We start from the raw sequence: 18,262 nt of genomic DNA, 5'->3' as shown, positions 1-18,262 counted from the left end.
GGCTACACAGGGTGGTTGTCACTGAGGGGCATCGTCAGCCGCCGATGTCCGGCCTGACGAGCAGTCATGTGGGCTCATCACATCGGCTGCCGCCGGGCACCGGGAGGGCTCACAGGGGGGCTCACAACTCGCAAACCCGGCCACCCAGGGTCCGCAAGGCAATACCCTCGGTGGCTCCAGGCGTGGGGGGGGGTGCCGACTTCCCGCGCCCAGCCGGGTACGCGCGACCGAACATGCCCAGCCCGATGCGGACCGGCCCAGTGGGTTTTCCTCAGCAGGCCCGTCGCTGATCTGGTTGAAAAGGGAGATTTAAGGTGGTATCGACCAGCCGCCGGACGCGTCCGCCCAACGCGGACCTGACCCGGCTCATCGAGGCTTGCGGCGCGAGCCACAATTCCCTGGCCCTGCGGATCAACCAGCTAGCCCAGCAGGCGGGGCAGGAGACCGGGTACTCGCATACCTCCGTCGCGAACTGGTGCCGACGCGGCATGACCCCCAAATGGCCCGTGCCGACCTTCCTCGCCCAGGCCCTCGCCGACCGACTCGGGCGGCCGGTGACGCTCGCCGAAATCGGAATGGGCGATGCCCAGGCACCGCACGCCCAGGTGGGGTTGGATTTTCCGCGGGACCGTGGCGATGCGGTCCGAGTGGCCACTGCGTTCTGGAGTTCCGTGAACCGCCGCAACTTCCTGACCGGATCCGGCTTCGCCGCGTCCGCGTTCACCACCCCCGTGACCCGCTGGCTGGTCACCCCTGCCGACGAGGCCGCCAACCACACGGGCGGCAAACAGGTCGGCCGCGCCGACCTGGAAGAACTCCAGGACGCGGCCGACGAGGCACGCCGCTGGGACTCCAAATACGGCGGCGGGAGCTGGAAGGCCAACTCCGTCACCGCCTGCCTCCAGCAGCGGGCCGCCCCGCTACTGCAGGGCTCTTTCACCGACGCGGTCGGCCGTGACCTGTTCTCCGTCACCAGTGAGCTGTCCCGGCTGGCCGGGTGGACAGCCTTTGACGTCGGCCAGCACGACGTCGCCCAGCGGCACTTCATCCAGGCCCTCCGCCTCGCCCGAGCCGGTGGAGACATCCAACTGGGCTGCTACGTGCTGACCACCATGGCGATGCAGTCCCTGCTGCGAGGATTCGCTTCCGAAGCCGTCGACATGGCCCAAGGCGCCTTCGAGCGAGCCAAGGGGCGTTCCGCACCGCGGGTGCTGGCCTTCACCAAGCTGATCGAGGCTCGGGCCCATGCCCGCGAAAGGGATGCCATGGCCGCCTCACAAGCCTTGAAGACATCCGAGGACCTCCTGAGCCAGGCTGAATGCGACAGCGGTCCCGAGCCCGCCTGGATCGACTTCTATCACCACGCCCGCCTCTCCGCGGACGCCGCCGAGGTCTTCCGGGACCTGAAGAACCCCAAAGCGGCCCTGGCCTGGAACCAGCAGGCCGCCGCCATGCCGCCCGGGATGTTCACCCGCTCGGTCGGAATGCGGCTGGCGATCGTGGGGACCGCCCATCTTCAGGGCCGCGACCTCGAACACGGTCTCGAACTCGGCAACCGAGCGATCGACATCCTCGCCCGCGTCCAGTCCACCCGGGCCAAGGACTATGTCTGCGAGTTCAACACGGCCCTCGCTCCCTGGCGCCGCGAGCCAGCCGTCCAGGCATTCATCCACCGCGCCCGTACCGAACTCGGCATTGCCGCCTGAAACCGACACCCCTCCTCACCATCATCACTCCCACGAGGCGGATTGGGCAGGCAATCCGCCCATTACGAAGGAGTCCCGCACCGTCCACCAGCTCCCGGCCCGGGCGAGAAGTAATATCGAACCTGTGAGCGAGATGCCGAGTGATGCCGCAGGGCTACGAGCCCTGGAGGCAGAGCTGGCCACCCGGCTTGCCCTGGTACGGGCCGCGCTCGCAGAATCCGAGAGCCGACCCCACTGGTGGGTCCAACGGATGCGGCGTGGACAGAAGGCCCGCGCACCCCGTGGCTACCTTCACCGCGCCGGATGCTGGATGCCAGGAGAACCCAGCCTCAGCCGCGCCGCTGCGGCGGAGGCACTCGCCGACCCGCAGATCGCTTCTTGCACCGCCTGCAAGCCGGAGCAAGGGCTTCGGGGCCACCTCCACGTCTCACCCTCCGTAGCCCGCCGATGACGGCCTACGAGACCGTCTTCCAGTTCTGGGAAGGCGGCCCGGCGCTCGTCGGGCGAACGCCCACGAGGTGTCTACGCACGGACGAGGGCCAGGCCCATGAAGAGGACGCCAAGGGCCAGTTCTGCGTTGAGCTGTCGCTGACCGTGGATCCAGCCGATCCAGCCCTTCCAGCGCTGTGCGTCCTCCGCCCACCTGGAACGCCGCGACCAGGTGATGTACGCGCCCACCAGATACCCGGCCCCGGTCATGGCGAAGATGACCGTGGACGCATCGGCGTTGAACATTTAGACACTTCCCGGTCATCGGAAGCGGGGTCGAAAAGGAGTATCCCAGCGCGTGCTGTTGACTGCGGTCCTCTTCAGGAACGCGCGCAGGATCGGCGCTCTGTATCCCTGGAGTGGCAAGGTGTGCCGGACGCGTTGTTTGCTAGACCTTGAAAATCTAGCCTTGATGGGATGCACCGCTACCAGCGTCTGATGGAGGAAACGTGAGAGCCGCCGACAAGAGCACGGCGCGTCCTGGCCGTTTGGTCTGGATGGACACCGATCTGTGGAAGCGGCAGGTGAAGTATCGCGCCGAGGGCGATGGCCTGGCCCGTGCCCGCTCGCGGGTTCTGGAGGCGCTGTTGAAGGCGTACGGCGAAGGGGTGCTCGACGCGCCCGTTCCTGCTGGCAGCACGTACGGCACGGTGGAACGGGAGGGGTGCCGCGTCTATCTCGACGAACGCGTGCGCGAGAGGGCAGAGGCCAGGTGGAAGATGCAGGAGCCGGACCGCCGGGGAGGTGATCCCGGGCTCGGGCTGCTGTGTGAGGTGCTTTTGCGGGAGTATGCCGAGGGACGCGTCGAGCTGCGGATCACCGCAGCTCCCACCGGTACGGCGGACGAAGAGAGCGTGAGGGCATGAGTGAAGCGGCAGCAGACGGGCACGGATCGCTGATTCCGCAGCCCAAGACCACGGCGGAGGATCTGCGCGCGGCTCTGGTGCGGATCTCGCCTGCCCAGGTGGCCGCGTTCGACGCCGAGCGGACGGCGGCGGTGGAGGCCGCCCGTAGCCAGGTCGATGCGGCCCCCATGCGCCGGTTCCTGCGGCAATGGGCCCACGTCGTGGCGATCGAGCGCTTTCCTGCGCGCGTCGCACGTCTGAGCGAGCTGGAGGCCCGCGCGGGGCAGGTGGAGGATCTGGCCGAGGGGCGGGCAATCGCTGCCGAGGTAGCCGCTATTCATGCCGGGGCGGCGGCCGAGGCCGGGATCGACGGGCGGACCGCCGGGTGATCGAGGACGCCGCGCCGGGGTGGCGCTGGGAGTTCGAGCCCGACCATGCGCACGTGGCGAAGGGGCTGCCCGGGCACGTTGTCACAGAGGTGGAGCGGCTCGCCGATCAACTGGTCGACCTGGCCGAGATGGCCATCGACGTCACGGCCGTAGGCGATGGCCCCAGGCCGGGGGCCGCGGGCGGCGTGCGGCGCCTCCCAGTCCTGGAAGACGGGTTCATGCTGGTCCTGCCCTTGCCCCGCCTGCGCCTTATCGCGATCACGTACATCTGTCCCCCGTTCGCTGACCTGTAGCTCTTCGCGCATTCGAGGCCCGCAGCCCCGTTTCCCACTCCGGGAACGGGGCTGCTTTGCGTCCCGGGCTTTAATCCTAGACTTTGAAAGTCTAGGATTAGGTGCGGCGGGCACGACCGCCCCGGTCCGTCCGCTGCCCGGCGCCCGCATCCGGGCGCACGCATCGAATAAGGAGCAGACCCATGTCCCGGCCCGCACTTGCAGATCTCACCGTCGCCTCTCTCGCCCGTCACCTGGCCCACTACGACATGCCCGGCCAGCGCTCCAAGACCGCCATCACCCGGCTCCGCCGGCATCGCGCCGCACTGAACGCCGCCCCCGCTCCTCTCCCGCCGGTCAAGGAGCGGGCCCAGGCCCGGTTCCTGGCCGGTGCGGTCGCCGAGATCGTCCGGCGCGGCGGAGAGACCCGCATCGAGGGGGAGAACCGGTCGATACCGCTGCTCGTCGTGGAGCGCGTGGACGGAATCGCCCTGATCGGCGCGTCCGGGTGGCGTTGGTACGGCAAGCGCGTCAAGCCGCGGTTCGTCGACCTGGCCTACCTGTACGGGAGGGACGACGCCGGTCCGTGGGCCGTTCGCGTCGCGGGCAGCGTCACGTCCGTGGCCGAGGGCCTGGCCTGGCTCACGCCCGCCGCGGTGGTGAAGGCCGAGGCCGCGGGACAGCGCGTCCGCCGACAGGGTGACGTCTACGCGATCGAGACCACCGCCCGGCGGGACGGCCGCGGTGACCTGCCCGACGCTCATCAGTGGCGTCCCGCGACCCGCCGCATGGTCCACCGGCCCGCCGACGGGCGCAAGCACCGGCCGCTGGTACTTCCCTGGCCGGTCGAGTTCGTCACGCAGCGCACCATCGCCATGGGGCGCGGCAACGGATGGGGCGAGGGCGACTGACCCCGCCCCGCTCTCCTCAACGACTATCCGGCCGGACCCTCAACTCACAGGAATGTCATGCCCCTGCAATTCGGACCGCCCATCGACCTCACCGACCTGCCGAACTACCAGGAGGCAGACGGGCGCCCCCGCCGCTCGGTATTCCTCGGCAGGGTCTCCACCAAAGATCAGCAAAACCCCGCCACATCCATATCGCGGCAAGTGACCCTCGCCTCCGACCGTCTGGAGGAGGGCGAGGAGTTCGTCGCCCACTTCTGGGACGTCGAATCCGGGATGCTGCCCCCGGAGCTGCGGGGCCATGGGCCGCAGGAGATGTACGACGCACTCGCCGTCCCGGTTCCTCGGGACGGCGGCCTCCAGGACCTCGTGGACCGTGCCGGTCAAATCGGTGTCACCCACGTTCTGGCCGAGCGGACTGACCGCGTGGCCCGCGCCATGCTCACCAGCCTCACCGTGGAACACGAGTTGCAGCGAAACGGGGTGGAGGTGATCTACGCCAATGAGCCGGTCGGCGGCACCGAATCGGGACGGTTGCGCACCCGCAGGTCCGCCCAGCTCGACGCGGAGCTCTACCGGGCCGCGCTGATGGAGATGTCGATGGGCGGGCAGGTCGAGCACGCCGTCGGCGGATGGAACCACGGCTACCCGCCCTACCCGTACGTCGCGGTGATCGACGAGAACGCCCCGGTGCGGGAGCGGGGGCGATTCGGTGCGGAGCGGCCGAAGCGGAAGCTCGCTCCGCACCCCGACCGGCGCCGGTTCGACGCAACATGGGAGCTGTGCCGCCTGCGGCGGGAGGAGCATCTCAAGGCCGCGGACATCATCGCGATCCTGGCGTCGGAGCCCGACCGGTATCCGATCGAGGGCCAGTGGACGCACAACCTGGTGGAGGGCCTGATCGCGAACCCCAAATTGACCGGTCACCAGGTGTACAACCGGAAGGCGACCCGCACCGGCCGAGCGGGGTTCTCCCGGGTGAACCCGGTCTCGCAGTGGGTGTGGTCGCCGGGGATCGTGCACGAGCCGGTGGTCAGCGTCCAGGAGTGGAAGCAGGCCCAGGAGGTCACCGCAGGACTGCGCGCGGGGGCGGAAGGCGGCGGGGCGCTGCTGCGTATCCGCGCCGCGGCCCGCCGGTTGGGGCTTACCGTCACCGCGGTCCGCAGCAGCGACACGCACACGCTGTACCGGATCGGGGGCCAGCAGGTGGCCTTGCCCACCCCCATCCCGGACATGGTCGTGCAGCAGGTCATCGACGACATGGGGAGTGCGACGTGAGCGAGACCATCGAATGCCAGGCCACCAGGCGCGGAAGGGTCTGGGTGGTACACATCCCTGAGTACGGGGTGTACGGGCATGGGCGGACGCAGAAGGCGGCGCACGCGAGCATCAAGCAGGGGCTCGAACTCGTCGGCGTGACCGCCGAGGTCACCATCACCCCGACGACGCCGGAGCTGGAAAAGCTGCGGGCCGCCGAAGACGTCTACATGGCGGCTCTGCGCGAGGCGGCGACTTCCCTTGCTCTGCGGCGGACAACGGTGGGCGACATCGCGTGGGCGACAAGATGGCCGACCAGGCAAGTGAAGCTGCTCCTTGCCGAGGACGCGGAGGACTCGACACCTCTGGCTGCCCCTCCTCCCCGGCCCCGCGACGGAACCCGGTGAACCGGACACCCACGACAGCGCAGCCATCGGCCGCAGCCAAGCTCGGATGCGGCCGATGGCGCCTGCCCGACGAAGGGTGAAAGGGGCACTCCCACAGGCGGGGCGCGAACAGCAGGGGCAGATGGGGTTGCCCTACGCTGCCCGGATGATTCGCACGGTGGTGCTCGACATCGGTGAGACTCTGATCCGGGACGACCGGGGTTGGGCAGCGTGGGCGGACTGGTTGGGCGTTCCCCGGCACACCCCCTCGGCCCTGGTCGGGGCGGTCGTGGCGCAGGGGCGCGACAACGCGGAGGCGCTGCGGCTCGTACGGCCCGGTATCGACATCGCTGCCGAGCGCGCCGCCATGGAGGCCAGCGGCCTCAACGGGCAGTTGGACGAGTCCGATCTCTATCCGGATGTACGTCCTGCCCTCGCCGCTCTTCGCGAGACCGGCGTACGCGTCGTCATCGCGGGCAACCAGACAGCGCGTACCGGAGAGTTGCTGCGGGACCTCGCCCTGCCGGTTGACGCGAATCGCCACCTCGGGAGAGTGGGGTGTGGCCAAACCGGAACCCGGGTTCTTCACCCGCGTTCTGGAGCTTGCGGGAACGGCGCCCGGTGAGACCCTTTACGTAGGCGATCACCCCGCGAACGACACAGGCCCGGCGAAGGCCGCAGGTCTGCGCGCCGCGCATCTGCAACGTGGACCCTGGGGCCATCTCTGGTCCGGCACACCCCAGGCGGCGGCCGCCGACTGGCAGATCGACTCGTTACACGACCTCGGGCAACTCATCGCTACCTGATCAGCCACCTGGCTAGCCAGTCGGGGCCCACGTGAGCGTCGCAGCGCGAAGTGGGGCCGCGCCTTGACGTTGCTGAAGGGGGCCCGGCCGGGCGAACGCCCAAGACGAGGGCCAGACGTTCCCATGCTCGGCACCGGTCCCTGTGCCGATGGTCGGATCGGGGACCGTCGACGACGGAAGCATGCCTTCGATGACCAGGGCGAAGAGCACATCATGCGGACCGCTGCCCGGTTCCAGCAGTGCGCGGGAGACCGCGGTCCCTGCCGCCTCCAGCCGGGCCCGGGCGGTGTTGCGGTGCACTTGGAGCGCACTCGCTGTCCGCTGGATGGACGTGTCCTCCGACAGCCACGTGGCCAGCAGTTCCTTCTGCTCAGGGGAGAGGGGCGCCAGCAGCCTGGTGGCCCACTCGACGACGGTCGGGTCCGACCGCAGCAGGGTGTCCAGCGAAGGCATCTTCCGCGATGCAGCCGTGGCTACCGGCGGCTGAGTATCGAGCAGCTGTATCGCCAGGTCGAGCACTGCCCGGCCTTCCAAACCGGGCGCGAGGCCGACCTGCTGCATCACGGACGAGAGGCGCTTTGCGACCGTGTTGCGATGCGGCCCGGCAAGCCCTGCGGGCTCCATCTCGCCCAGCAGCTTCGCGGCGCGAATCGGTCCGAACGTCGCTGTCAGCCGCGCGGTGTCGATCAAGCGCTGGTACTCCTCCTGGGATGCAACCGCTTCTCGAAGAGGGCGCAGCAGAGCGGTGGCCCAGGGTCGTGCCCTGTTCGCGAGCACGGCGGCCAGCGGCTCACCGATGTTGTGGACGGCTATTCGCTCCGGGACGAGCCTCGCGGTTTCCAGCGCCTTGAGGGCCCCGGAGTAGCCCTGCGCGGTGCGCGCCCATGGCAGCGGTGTGCTGGCTCCCAGGGCTCGTTGCGTGTTGGCGTGCAGAACCGGGTCCAGCAGCTCGGCCGTGGTGGGCTCACCGCGTTCTGGGGAGCGGCGGCAGATGACGATGTGCCGGTCGTGGGCTGGGGAGATGACGGTCAGCGCCTGCCACCCGAGGGCCTGGTCGCACTCTGCGGCGACGGCGCGCCGGTCGTCGTCGACGGGGCACTCAAGCACACTGATCTCTCCAGATGTGGCGGAGAGCAGTTTCGGCAACAGCGGCGCGACGGCGCGCTCGGCTTGGTCGAGGTCCCCGGAGATCATCGCCTGGAGGACAGTCACTCGGTTCGCTGTCTCGGTGTGGGCGAGGCGGCGTTCGCGGGCTTGCAGTTCGAGCTGGCAACTCACGAGCGTGAGCTGACCGGCGACCAAGGGGACCAGGGAGCGCGCCGGGTAGGGCCATGGCGTTGGCCGGCGGGCGGCAAGGATGCGGTACGGGGTGGAGTTGCCGACAGCGTGCAGCATGTAGTGCTGGTTGCCGACATCGAGCATGCAGGTGGTGATGCGCCCGCTGCGCAGGTCCGCGAGCAGACGGTCGTGGCCCGACTCGGTCATCGCCCGCCAGAGGGGGTTGGCCCGCCCGCGGATCATGGTGACGCGGGCTCCGGCTTGTCTCTCAAGCCACCGCACGAGCCGTTGTGGGCCCTCGCTGGTGACGTCCAGACGCGGCGCCATCTCCAGCAGGCGGGCCTGTTGGCGTGCGTAGTGGCGCAGGGACTCGATCTGGTGGCGCTGGATGAGGGTCTGGAGCGCGGTGGCACTGTGGGGGATGGCAGGGACCATCACGGGAAGACCGCCTCGGCGGCCTCGCGTTTGAGTCAGGGACGGAACGCCCTGGTCCTGCGCCGCGATGACGAGGCCGACGGCTCCTTGGCGTTCGAGGATGCGCACCCTTCGCTCGGTTTCGCTGGGGGTGTTGAGCCAGGCCGCTGCGGCTGGAGCGATTACCAGGGCTCCCCGTATCTGCCCATCACCGACGCCGGTACTTGGTATCCAGGAGTCTCCGCACACCACCACCTGCTCAATCAGGCGAGGGGAGCGAGGGTCGGGCACTTCAAGGTGGTGCAACGTCGGTTTGATGCCCTCGGTCAGGTCGTCCACGGTCAGCATCGGTTTGCCTTCACCTCGTCGAGTTCGGTGACACCGAGGACATCGCCGATGAACTCCGCCGCACGCCGCACGGCCCTGGCCGCAGGGGCTGGGGGCGGTTCGGCGGACGAAAGCAGGGCGGGAGAGTTGCGCATGGGTCATCTCCAGGCACGTGGGGCGACTGGGGTCACGAGGACGCTAGCCATCCCGGGAGGAGCGCGCCGTGTGCATGTGGCATGGACCGTGTGCGAGTGGCCCGAGGAACCGCTGATGGGTGTGCAGGTGGAACGGAAGAGCGCTCAGTGCCACTTGCACAGCAAGATTTTACCTATTCATGGCGTACGCACCCGGCGCCACCAGGACGCCCCATCGCCCCTTGAACGTTCATGCCCGCCGCGTGCGACGCAGGCACACGCCGCCTCCCCGGGCGCGCAGAAGACGGTCACGCGGGCCCGGGACACCCCTGCCGACATGCCTTCCGGGGGTACTTATTCCATCACCGCGATGACGCCCCAATCGGGCCAACTCGCCTGGGCTTCGGGGGAGTCGAGCTTGTTGTGCCACTGGTTCACCATCACGATCCGCTCGTGTAGCGGGGCGTCGGGGCCTGCTGCGCCGGACTCCGGGGCGAGGGGAGTCAGGCCCGCGCTGGTGAGCGCCGCGAGGATCTCTGCCCGGCTGCGCGGGGTGACGGGGGTGTGCTCACGCCACCGCTCCATGGCCAGCCTCGTCGGCTCGGGGTCGATGTCCAGGGTCCCGTTGCTCATGATCACGCAACTGCCCGGCGCGAGCAGGGCCACATAGCGAGCGAGGATCTGCGCGAGGTCCTTTTCTGTGAACTGCCAGACGATGCCCGCTACCACGACCACGGGCTGGCTGAGGTCGAGGGTGGCGGTCAGCTCGGGGTGGGCCAGCAGTTTTTCGGGCTCCGCGGCATCGCCGACCACGAACGTGCGAGTTTTGCCGTCGGGGCGCAGGTGCGCATCGCAGTGAGTGATGGCCACCGCGTCGTGGTCGACCCCGACCACATGCACATCGGGCGCGGCCTCCTGGGCGAGGTCGGGCAGGGCCGGATCGAGCGGATAGCCGCACCCCAGATCGAGGACCTGGCGATATCCCCTGCGGACTGCCCATACCGCGCTGTCCTGCACAAAGGCTTCGTTGACCCGCGTCATCTCGCGCATCGGCGCATACACCTCCTCCAGCAAGAACGCCAGCCGCGCGTCCACCTCCCGCGCGTCTTTGCCTCCTCCGCCCATCAGCTCCTGGTGGAGCCGGGCCACATTGCTCAGGCCAGGGCCAGAGGCGTCGTAGGCCGTGGCGGCGGACTCCAGCGGGTCGTGCAGCGCGATGCCGCCCGTCCCCAGCGCGGCCAGCGCGAGCAGCACTTCATAGCTGCCCTCCCAGGGCGGAGGCATGAGGGGCTGGCCGGTCAGTGACGCCAAGCGCCCGCGGCGCTTGCTGACGGTATTGCGGTGGACACCGAGGTCGTTCCCGGCCGCGCTCAGGTTTCCCAAGCGGGCCCAGGCCGCGAGATGCGCCATGTGCCGGGCGGGCGGCTTGCTCCGGTCGGCCCGGTCGGCCTGCGCGACCGGCTCGGTCAGCTGGTGGGCGTGATCCTGGGCCTGCGGGGTCTGGAGGATCTGCGCCAGCGGCAGCGCGGGCACCTCATCGGCGGGTGCGGGGAGGCTGGCCAGCTGAAGGATCAGGTGCAGCACGGCCCGCCCGGCAGGCAGTCCGTCGTCCTGCCCGAGCAGAGAGGCCAGCCGCGCGAGGCGGGCACCGACCGAGCTGCGCCCGCGGCCGCGGGCGATCTGCTCTTGGGAGTCGGGGATGACGCCGGTCAGCTCGGTCGCCCCGCGCAGCCCCGTGGTGAGTGCGACCCGCGCCAGCGGCAGCAGTTCGGCCTGCTCCGCCTCGGGCACACGCGCGAGCGCCGCACGTGCCCAGGCCCTCGCCTGCGCGGGCAGCTTCTCGGCCAGCGGTGTCAGTGCGCCGCCGAACGTTCGCACCGGGCGCTCCGGTCGGGTGGTGCGTACGGCCTGGAGTGCCTCGGCGTAGCTGTGCGCCGTGCGCTCCCACACCACGGGGCGCCCGATGCCCATGCTCCGGGTGGGCGCGGCAGTGACCACCGCAGTCAGCAGGGGGCCTGTCGCCTCTGCCGCGTCGTGTCCGGACAGGGCGTGCAGGACGAGCACTTGAGTGGTGCTGGCGGGTGAGGGGACCGTCAGCGCCACGTCGTCCAGTGCGGCCCGGCACTGCTGCACCACCGTCTCCACCTCGTGCGCCGCGCATTCCAGTACGCACACGGCCACGCGGTCGCGGGACAGCAGGTACGGCAGGCCCGGCACATCGCATTCGGCTGCCTCGGCGACCTCCCCGGTCAGAAGGTGCTGCACGGCCCGAAGCTGCGCTTCGGGGTCGGCCGGGATGCTGGGCCGCGGTGGCAGGGGAGCGTGCGCGGCCGCGAGCAGCAGCGTGATCTGCCGGGCCGCGAGCTCCAGGAGTTCGATCAGATGTGGGGGCCAGTCGGTGGCGCGGATGGCGATCAGCAGCCGGTAGGGCGCGGAGGGGCCAATCGGCTGTACCAGGGCGTGCTCATGGTCTCCGCCCCAGGAGGCGGAGGGCAGTGTGCCGTGCCGGACGTCGGACAGCAGGTCCTCGTCGTACCGGGCCGAGAGGGTTTCCCAGTGCGGTTCGCCGGGGCTGGTGACGACGATCTCGGCCGTGGTCCGGCCGTCCCGGGCCTGTTTTACCAGCCAGTCCAGGACGGGGCGTGGGCCGGCGTGCTCCATGCTCGCGCGTGCCGTGACTTTGATCAGACGGGCCAGCTGGTTGCGGCGCTCTTTCGGGATGCTGTCCGCCCGGTTCCGCACCTGCTGCTGCAGTTCTTCGGCCCGCGCGCCGGAGTTCACGGACAGTCGCAAGGGAAGCCCGGCTTCCTGAGCTGCCGCCGAGAGCCGCCGCATGTGCCCGGGAGCGCTGTGGAGACCGACAACAGCGACCCCGACAGCGCCGCGCAGCATCAGTCGGCGCATCGTTTCTGCAATGTCCTCATCCGCTGCGTCGGGCGACAGCCAGGGGGCGTCGCCATCTGCGATGACCAGCGCCTCCCGGAGCTTTTCGGTGCGGACCTTCGGCGTCAGGATCGTTATCTGCCGGATGTTCTGTGCGGCCGCTCGTGCGGTGGCGGGCGTCTCCCCCATGCCCACCGGCCGCAGCACACGAAGCTCGCCCTCCGTGAGGTCCTGCACGGTCACCATGACGACTCCTGCTGTCCTGTTTTGCACACCCGGATCAATCGGGCACATTCCCCGTCTCACAGTGATGCTGCGAGGTCAGCGCCACACCACACTGTTGTTCATGACACCTGACACGGGCTGCCGTCAAAATCGCCCACCCATTCCGGGATTTACTCGACAAGCCGTCGAGACACAGGTCACACCTGGGGTGATACCGGTTGCACACGACGACCGCAGGGCAGAAATGCGCCGGTCCAACAGGTCGTAATTCAGCCACGCTCCGCTCATGAGGGATGCACATGGAACCGAGCACCCCCCTTCCTGCGCTGCCGTCCCCTCTGGCCCGCCGCCTGCGCCTCGCGCCGCAGCAGCGGATACACCCGCCGACCAGAGCGGTGCGCCCATGAGCCCCGCCGACATACCGGGAGCGGGCTCCGACCCCGCGACCACCGGCGAACAGCTCAGCCCGCCCTCCTTCTGGCCCCGTTAGCACCCGCCGCGCATCCGGCGGCCAGCCAGATCGGCAACCGCGCCCTGGCCTGGATGCGACGCCACGGCCTGGAGACCGAGCCCGGCCAGCTTCACCGCCTGGCACAGGCCGACTTCGGCACGCTGACGGCCAGCACCATGCCCTACGGCCACACCCCGCTGCTCGACCTCGTCGCGCGACTCCACGCAACTCTGTTCGCCTGGGACGACGGCGTGTGCGACGAAGGAGCCGCGACACCACAGCAGCTCTCAATCGGAGGTGTGGCAGGCTGGCGGGAATGGCTGCCCGGACCGGCGGACCAGCGGGGATGCCCTCGGCGCGGGGCACGTCATGCCGTAGGAAGGGAAACTGTCGTGCACGCGGACGAGATCGTGGCTCTGTACCGAGACCAGAAGCTGCCGTTCGGGCGGGCCCATGCCGCCTACTGCTGGCGCGTCACGGCGGCCCTGTACCGGCAGGGGATCCAAGCGGGGGCGCCGGAGCTGGAGGAGGAACCGCGGGCTGCGCACATGCGGCTCGCCCTGCCGGACGGGGCTGCCACTTTGCGGTGGAGCGAGACCACGGGCTGGCTGGTGACGGGGCTGCCGGACCGGTCGGAGGAGGTGTTCGCCGCGCAGCCGGACCGGGTGGACTCGCTGTCGCAGCCCGAGCATGTGGCCGCCTGGGTCATCGATGTGGTGTACGGCCGGGAGGCGCCCGCGGCACCGTGGGCGCGTGCTGCCACTGACCCTGAGCGCCCGTCGGCTGCCGACCTCCGATTCGAGCGGCAGTTGCTCGCCGTCGGCGGCGACTAGCGACCGGGCGCTGTGAGCTGCCCCGCGGCCTCCCTTCCGTTATGTTCCCGGCCGACCGAGGGGATCCGGGGCGGGGAAGAACGCTCCGTCCGGCAGCCAGGCGAGCGGCGGCGTGTCCCCTCCCAGCGCCAGTGCCCAGGCCGGGATGCGCTCGAAGCGGACCGGCACACGGCCCGGGTCACCGGGCGCGGGCCGCAGGTCCGGGAGGATGTCCACCATCCGCTCCACCCCGACGTTGACGATGCAGTGAGAGACCGCACAGGCTGGGCATGCACGGCCCCGCGCGCAGAGGACTCCCGCCTCGGGACCGTCGGCCACGGGCTGCTGCTGCCTGCCGTGCCGACGAGCGGCCTGATGCTCCAGCACCGCAGTACACAGGACCTCGGGCAGGTGCCGCATACCAGTCACCAGAACCTGATACCCCACCTCTCCCACCTCCTCGCGGGAGAGGTCCGGATCATGCTCCAGCACCCGGGACAGCAGGTCCGGGCCGGGCTCCGCGCGCTTGTCCGCGCCCAGGTCGGCCATCCGGGCGCTGAGTCGGCGTGTGGCCTCATCGGTGTAGCGCCCGTTGCACACGATGTGCTCGACATTCACGTCGACGTTGGCGGCGTAGTGCTCCGGCACGCCCAGCAGGCCGCACAGAGATTTGAGGACCAGTGGGGTGGCGTAGGCGGTGTGTAGGTCCCCTCGGGGCGCGGCGGCGAGGTCCTCGCGCAGGTTGTCGGCGAGGAGGCGGATGTAGTCGCAGGCCCGGGCGGCGGGTATCTCGGCCAGGGCGCGGGCGGCCGCGCGGCCGTGCCGGTGCGGGGCCAGGCCGTCGAGGAGACAGGGCGGCCCCGCGGTGGCGGGGCCGCTGATGGGGTTCGTGGTCATCAACTCTCGCTGTATAAGGGCGATTTGGTGAAGTGTGCTGTTGGGGGCGGAGCGAGGTCAGTCGAGGGTGACCCAGTAGCGCGCGACGGCGTCGACGATGAACGTGCTGACGGGGGCGGGGGCGGGGTCGGGGCCGTCGGCGACGGCCAGGCCAGGGAAGCGGTTGAAGATGGCGGGCAGGGCGATCTCGGCCTCAAGGCGGGCCAGTGGCGCGCCGATGCAGTGGTGAATGCCGTGTCCGAACGCCAGATGGTTCTTCCGGGGACGGGTGACGTCGAAGGCGTCAGGGTCCTGGTGCTGGTGAGGGTCGGTGCCGATGGCGCCCACCGCTGGCATGACTGCCTCGCCCTTGCGCACGGTGACGCCCTCAACGCTGAGGTCCACATCTTCCAGCGCGAAGCGGGGGAAGATGTGCGCGACCGGCGGCTTGAGACGCAACGACTCCTCGATGGCGGCCGTCCACGACTGGTCGGGGTCGCCAGAGCGGACCAAGGCGAGCTGCTCGGGATGGGCCAGCAGTTGCGCGATGACGTTGGTCACCAGAGTGGCGGTGGTCTCGTGACCGGCGGCGACCATTAGCAACAGCGTCGAGATCAGTTCCCGGTCGATGATGCGGTCGTCGCGGGCGGCGGTGACAAGAGCCGAGGTCAGATCGTCGCCGGGCGCTCTGCGCTTACTCTCGATCAGCTGGCCCAGCTGGTCAGTGAACGTTACGTGCATCGCTTGCACGGTCTCCGGCGAGGCGCTGGTGTCCATGCCGGTCGCAGTGAGAGCGCGGAAGGTGTCGCGGGTTGCCTGGTCGGTGATGCCGAACAGCTCACTGAAAACAGCCATCGGCAGCGGCACCGCGAAGCGTTCCTTGAGGTCCACTGGTGCGTGGGCCGGGAGCGCGGCGAGATCGTCCAGCAGGTCGGCGACGATCGCCTCGACCACGGGGCGCATGTCCTCCACCGGAGTGGCTTTGAAAGCGCTGGCAAGGACATCGCGCAGCCGACGGTGATCCGGCGGATCGGAATTGATCATGCTCTCGCTGGCCAAGAACAGCATCGCGGGCCAGCCCGGGAGCCGGTCCGGCCACAGATTCCAGTTGCTGATGTGGTGCGACAGACGGGGATCGCTCATCAGCCGTCGGGCGAGGTCGTATCGGGTGACCGCCCATACGGCGGCGCCGCCCGGCACCTGAGCGGGCACGATCGGGCCGTGCTCGCGCAATCTCGCGTTCTCGGCGGGCAGGTCCAGTGTGCTGGGGCTGATGGACACGAGGGGATGGGTGAGATCCAGACCCATGACGTACTCCTCCAGGCAACTCGGGGTGCCCGTGACAGGCCGAGCAGCGGGCTAGGGCTAGGGGGCGGGCTGCGGGCCACGGACGAACAAGGGGAGGCACCAAGCTAGTTCACACCAGTCCCGGAAAGCATGGCGTGGGCTTCCGACGCCGCGGCCCCTCGCGGTGCACTCATGTGCGCTTCGGTCCACAGCATGGCCCAACAGCTGAAAGGGGGGCACGCACGGCGGCCAGATGCGGGCATCGGCCCAGTTTCAGTGCGGGGCGTGTCGGCGTTTTCAACGCGGGCAGGGCCCGGACGGCCAGCCATCCGGGCCCTGCCGAAGAGAGCAGGCGCTTCTCAGCGCTCCTCAGGCCCTAGCAGTGAATTCGCCCTGCCTGATTTCGTTCTTCTTTCCCTCTGCGTAGACCACGAAGCGCAATTTGTGACCCTCGGGGTAATTGTGAACGCATTTCACGGTGACTGGCGCCTTACGTCCTTTGGAACGGCACTGTAGGGAGTAGTAATCCCCGTTCGTTTGGTTGTCCACCCATACCCAGATGGAATAGCCGTCTTTCTTCGTGTCCGTCACCGAGATCGTGTCACCGTTGCTCTTGAAGGCGACCTTCCCCCGACTGTAAGTGTGGCTGACGGTGCTGGCCTCTGCTGTTCCGGTTCCAGCGAGCAGGCCAAGTGCGGCGATACCCGCGGCCACTGAAACAGCGCCTCGCGTCCGCATGCGCTTCCCCTTCGGTGTAAGTGCTGAGTCGGCATCGGCACCGCATGTCCTGCGTGCTGACTGGCCCCGTCCGGCGGCCGTGACGGTGCCAGCGACACTGAGAAAATGTGATCGACGCATGGTGATCGGTCCCTCGTTAATGATGCGAATGTCAGCGCCCCGACGCCTCTAAGGCGGCGCGGGCGTAGAGCGCGGGGAGGAGCATGGCCGGAGTCGACGGTTGACATCGGCCGTGCTCGGCGTGGCGCTGATGGGGCGCGGAGTCACTCCCATTGACTCCGGCCGTCAGGGCCACGGTCCGCTTCAGCGGTTGGTCAGTCCAGCTGCATCGGGACGTTGATGTAGGACGAGGCCACCCAGCCCGTCTGGCCCTTGTGGGCGCCGGAGGTGGCCCGGACGTAGCCCCAGTGCTCGCCCTTGTTGCAGGCCCAGTAGACGGTCGTGCCCTTCGCGAGCTGCCCCCGGGCCGTGTATCCGGTGCCCGGACCGCTGCGGAGCTTGACGGTCTCATTGACATCGGTGCTGAGCTTCACCGAGTCGTTGCAGCTACCGCTGCCGGGCGCAGCGCTGGCCGTCGTTGCGGCGCCGATAGCCCCGCCGACCATCAGGGTGCCGATGGCGGCCGCGGCGGCGGCTCGGCGGGCAAGTGTTTTCATGGCAGGTACTCCTTGAGTAGTGATGATGGGATGTCCGCTCGTGTGGAACACGGTCGGTGAGCTGCCTCAGAACGAGGCAGCTGCGGTCGGGAAGGTCGAAGGCCGCGGGCGTGGCAGCGCGTCGGCGAACTCGGCGGTAGCCCTGACGACGTCGTACATCCCCCGCCAGTCAGGCCGCTCCAGCAACGGACGGATCAGGGAAGAGCCGAGCATGATGCCCTCCACGTATGGAGCGACGGCGGTGGCCAGCTTCGGTGTCGACACTCCACCTGAGACAACTGGGAGCGTTCCTGCGGTGGCCCGGAGGCGCTGGCAGAAAACCCGCAGCACCTCGGCGTTCAGGTCCTGATCGCCCATCGACGGGTCAGCGCTTGGCGCGTAAACCCACCCGCTAGCGTTTCTGAGCTGCTGGAGTTGGACGTCCGAACCCTGGCTGGACACAAGCGTGGGGGCATGGATCCCGAACTCGGCGACAGCGGCAGCCCAGCTGGCTGATTCGCCGGGGGGCAGGTCGCAGATCATCGCCCCTGCCACACCGGCGCGGGCCAGTTCCTCTGCGAAGGGCCGGAGCCCGTACCGGACGACGGATGCGTGGTACGCGACGACGACCACCGGGGCCCCGGATTGCTGGACGGCGTGGTGTACCACGCTCATCGCCTCGGGCAACTTGACCCCTTGCCTGAGTGCGCGCCGGTGCGCCTCGCGGATGTCTTCGCCATCCAGGTCGGGTGACCAGTGCGGTATGCCGATCTTGATGAAGTCAGCCCCGCTGTACCGGATGAGCATCTCCGCGGCGGCAGCGCTGCCACCCAAGTCGGGGTAACCAGCCATCAGATGGACACCGAGGGCCGGCCGGATACCGCGAGCGGTCAGCAGGTCAGTCAGCTGCGTCGCGGCATATGCCCTCGGCGTGGTGTCCCCCATGTTTCGGCCTTTCGGCGAGGTGGATGAAGCGGAAGGTCAGCCGTGCCGTCCCGTACACTCCGCGCGGGGGGGGGGGGGGGGGGCCCCCGCCCCCCCCCCCCCGCGGGGGGGGGAGAAAAAGGGAGTAACCCTCCCCACCCCCGACTGCAAGGGGCAACCAACAGAAGCACTGCGGGGGCGAACGCTCATCCTCCCCTTC

General features: G+C 69.3%; 20 protein-coding genes. 11 read left to right on the top strand and 9 right to left on the bottom strand.

Annotation, left to right across the window (positions count from 1 at the left end; all coding sequences use genetic code 11):
- Positions 1 to 314 precede the first annotated feature (314 nt).
- Together ACZ59A_RS41355 and ACZ59A_RS41350 are read left to right on the top strand one after the other, a co-directional pair.
- Entirely contained in the window at positions 315 to 1,706 is a 1,392-nt protein-coding gene (locus ACZ59A_RS41355; RefSeq protein ID WP_470970102.1) for a sporulation protein, read from the top strand.
- Entirely contained in the window at positions 1,606 to 2,157 is a 552-nt protein-coding gene (locus tag ACZ59A_RS41350; RefSeq protein ID WP_470970100.1) for a DUF6233 domain-containing protein, read from the top strand. Before ACZ59A_RS41355 ends, ACZ59A_RS41350 begins: the two co-directional genes overlap by 101 nt.
- A gap of 71 nt (positions 2,158 to 2,228) precedes the next feature.
- On the opposite strand, the gene ACZ59A_RS41345 is transcribed toward ACZ59A_RS41350, so the two are convergent.
- Complete coding sequence (locus ACZ59A_RS41345; protein ID WP_470970098.1) at positions 2,229 to 2,441, bottom strand: hypothetical protein; 213 nt, start codon at positions 2,439 to 2,441, stop codon at positions 2,229 to 2,231.
- A gap of 203 nt (positions 2,442 to 2,644) precedes the next feature.
- Between ACZ59A_RS41345 and ACZ59A_RS41340 the strand changes: the two genes are divergently transcribed.
- The 8 genes from ACZ59A_RS41340 to ACZ59A_RS41305 all read left to right on the top strand — a co-directional run bounded on the left by ACZ59A_RS41340 (position 2,645) and on the right by ACZ59A_RS41305 (position 7,058).
- Positions 2,645 to 3,061, top strand: coding sequence for a hypothetical protein (locus ACZ59A_RS41340; protein WP_470970095.1), 417 nt, complete (start codon positions 2,645 to 2,647; stop codon positions 3,059 to 3,061).
- Entirely contained in the window at positions 3,058 to 3,429 is a 372-nt protein-coding gene (locus tag ACZ59A_RS41335; RefSeq protein WP_470970093.1) for a DUF6247 family protein, read from the top strand. The genes ACZ59A_RS41340 and ACZ59A_RS41335 overlap by 4 nt, the downstream gene beginning before the upstream one ends.
- A complete protein-coding gene (locus ACZ59A_RS41330) occupies positions 3,426 to 3,722 on the top strand; it encodes a hypothetical protein (RefSeq protein WP_470970090.1) in 297 nt (98 codons plus the stop codon). The genes ACZ59A_RS41335 and ACZ59A_RS41330 overlap by 4 nt, the downstream gene beginning before the upstream one ends.
- A 182-nt stretch (positions 3,723 to 3,904) precedes the next feature.
- Positions 3,905 to 4,612 carry a hypothetical protein gene (locus tag ACZ59A_RS41325; RefSeq protein ID WP_470970088.1) on the top strand — a complete coding sequence of 236 codons (708 nt, stop codon included), beginning with the start codon at positions 3,905 to 3,907 and terminating at the stop codon, positions 4,610 to 4,612.
- Positions 4,613 to 4,669: 57 nt separating this feature from the next.
- Positions 4,670 to 5,887 (top strand): recombinase family protein, encoded by a 1,218-nt coding sequence (locus ACZ59A_RS41320; RefSeq protein ID WP_470970085.1) that lies wholly within the window; start codon positions 4,670 to 4,672, stop codon positions 5,885 to 5,887.
- Positions 5,884 to 6,273 (top strand): hypothetical protein, encoded by a 390-nt coding sequence (locus tag ACZ59A_RS41315; RefSeq protein ID WP_470970083.1) that lies wholly within the window; start codon positions 5,884 to 5,886, stop codon positions 6,271 to 6,273. The genes ACZ59A_RS41320 and ACZ59A_RS41315 overlap by 4 nt, the downstream gene beginning before the upstream one ends.
- Before the next feature lie 145 nt (positions 6,274 to 6,418).
- Entirely contained in the window at positions 6,419 to 6,877 is a 459-nt protein-coding gene (locus ACZ59A_RS41310) for an HAD family hydrolase (protein WP_470970327.1), read from the top strand.
- Positions 6,780 to 7,058, top strand: coding sequence for an HAD family hydrolase (locus ACZ59A_RS41305; RefSeq protein WP_470970080.1), 279 nt, complete (start codon positions 6,780 to 6,782; stop codon positions 7,056 to 7,058). Before ACZ59A_RS41310 ends, ACZ59A_RS41305 begins: the two co-directional genes overlap by 98 nt.
- Before the next feature lie 12 nt (positions 7,059 to 7,070).
- On the opposite strand, the gene ACZ59A_RS41300 is transcribed toward ACZ59A_RS41305, so the two are convergent.
- The 3 genes from ACZ59A_RS41300 to ACZ59A_RS41290 all read right to left on the bottom strand — a co-directional run bounded on the left by ACZ59A_RS41300 (position 7,071) and on the right by ACZ59A_RS41290 (position 12,340).
- The gene (locus ACZ59A_RS41300) at positions 7,071 to 9,098 is read right to left on the bottom strand and encodes a helix-turn-helix domain-containing protein (RefSeq protein ID WP_470970078.1); all 2,028 of its coding nucleotides are present in this window, start codon (positions 9,096 to 9,098) and stop codon (positions 7,071 to 7,073) included.
- Complete coding sequence (locus ACZ59A_RS41295) at positions 9,092 to 9,232, bottom strand: hypothetical protein (protein ID WP_470970075.1); 141 nt, start codon at positions 9,230 to 9,232, stop codon at positions 9,092 to 9,094. The genes ACZ59A_RS41300 and ACZ59A_RS41295 overlap by 7 nt, the downstream gene beginning before the upstream one ends.
- A gap of 333 nt (positions 9,233 to 9,565) precedes the next feature.
- Positions 9,566 to 12,340 (bottom strand): SAM-dependent methyltransferase, encoded by a 2,775-nt coding sequence (locus ACZ59A_RS41290; RefSeq protein ID WP_470970073.1) that lies wholly within the window; start codon positions 12,338 to 12,340, stop codon positions 9,566 to 9,568.
- 522 nt (positions 12,341 to 12,862) lie between these two features.
- Between ACZ59A_RS41290 and ACZ59A_RS41285 the strand changes: the two genes are divergently transcribed.
- Positions 12,863 to 13,603, top strand: coding sequence for a hypothetical protein (locus ACZ59A_RS41285; protein WP_470970070.1), 741 nt, complete (start codon positions 12,863 to 12,865; stop codon positions 13,601 to 13,603).
- Positions 13,604 to 13,642: 39 nt separating this feature from the next.
- Here the strand turns inward: ACZ59A_RS41285 and ACZ59A_RS41280 are convergent, their stop codons facing one another.
- The 5 genes from ACZ59A_RS41280 to ACZ59A_RS41260 form a co-directional block, all read right to left on the bottom strand.
- Positions 13,643 to 14,479 carry a cytochrome P450 family protein gene (locus ACZ59A_RS41280; RefSeq protein ID WP_470970067.1) on the bottom strand — a complete coding sequence of 279 codons (837 nt, stop codon included), beginning with the start codon at positions 14,477 to 14,479 and terminating at the stop codon, positions 13,643 to 13,645.
- A gap of 57 nt (positions 14,480 to 14,536) precedes the next feature.
- The gene (locus ACZ59A_RS41275; protein ID WP_470970065.1) at positions 14,537 to 15,766 is read right to left on the bottom strand and encodes a cytochrome P450 family protein; all 1,230 of its coding nucleotides are present in this window, start codon (positions 15,764 to 15,766) and stop codon (positions 14,537 to 14,539) included.
- 348 nt (positions 15,767 to 16,114) lie between these two features.
- Positions 16,115 to 16,483: a hypothetical protein gene (locus ACZ59A_RS41270; protein WP_470970063.1), complete on the bottom strand. Its 369-nt coding sequence runs from the start codon at positions 16,481 to 16,483 to the stop codon at positions 16,115 to 16,117.
- A gap of 314 nt (positions 16,484 to 16,797) precedes the next feature.
- On the bottom strand, positions 16,798 to 17,139 hold the full coding sequence (locus ACZ59A_RS41265; RefSeq protein WP_470970060.1) for an SH3 domain-containing protein: 342 nt from the start codon (positions 17,137 to 17,139) through the stop codon (positions 16,798 to 16,800).
- A 66-nt stretch (positions 17,140 to 17,205) separates the two neighbouring features.
- On the bottom strand, positions 17,206 to 18,063 hold the full coding sequence (locus ACZ59A_RS41260) for a tryptophan synthase subunit alpha (protein ID WP_470970058.1): 858 nt from the start codon (positions 18,061 to 18,063) through the stop codon (positions 17,206 to 17,208).
- Positions 18,064 to 18,262 lie beyond the last annotated feature (199 nt).

Source organism: Streptomyces sp. NPDC040405 (assembly GCF_055595765.1).
Note: the sequence above shows the minus strand (reverse complement) of the source record. Positions and strands in the feature narration are given on the sequence as shown.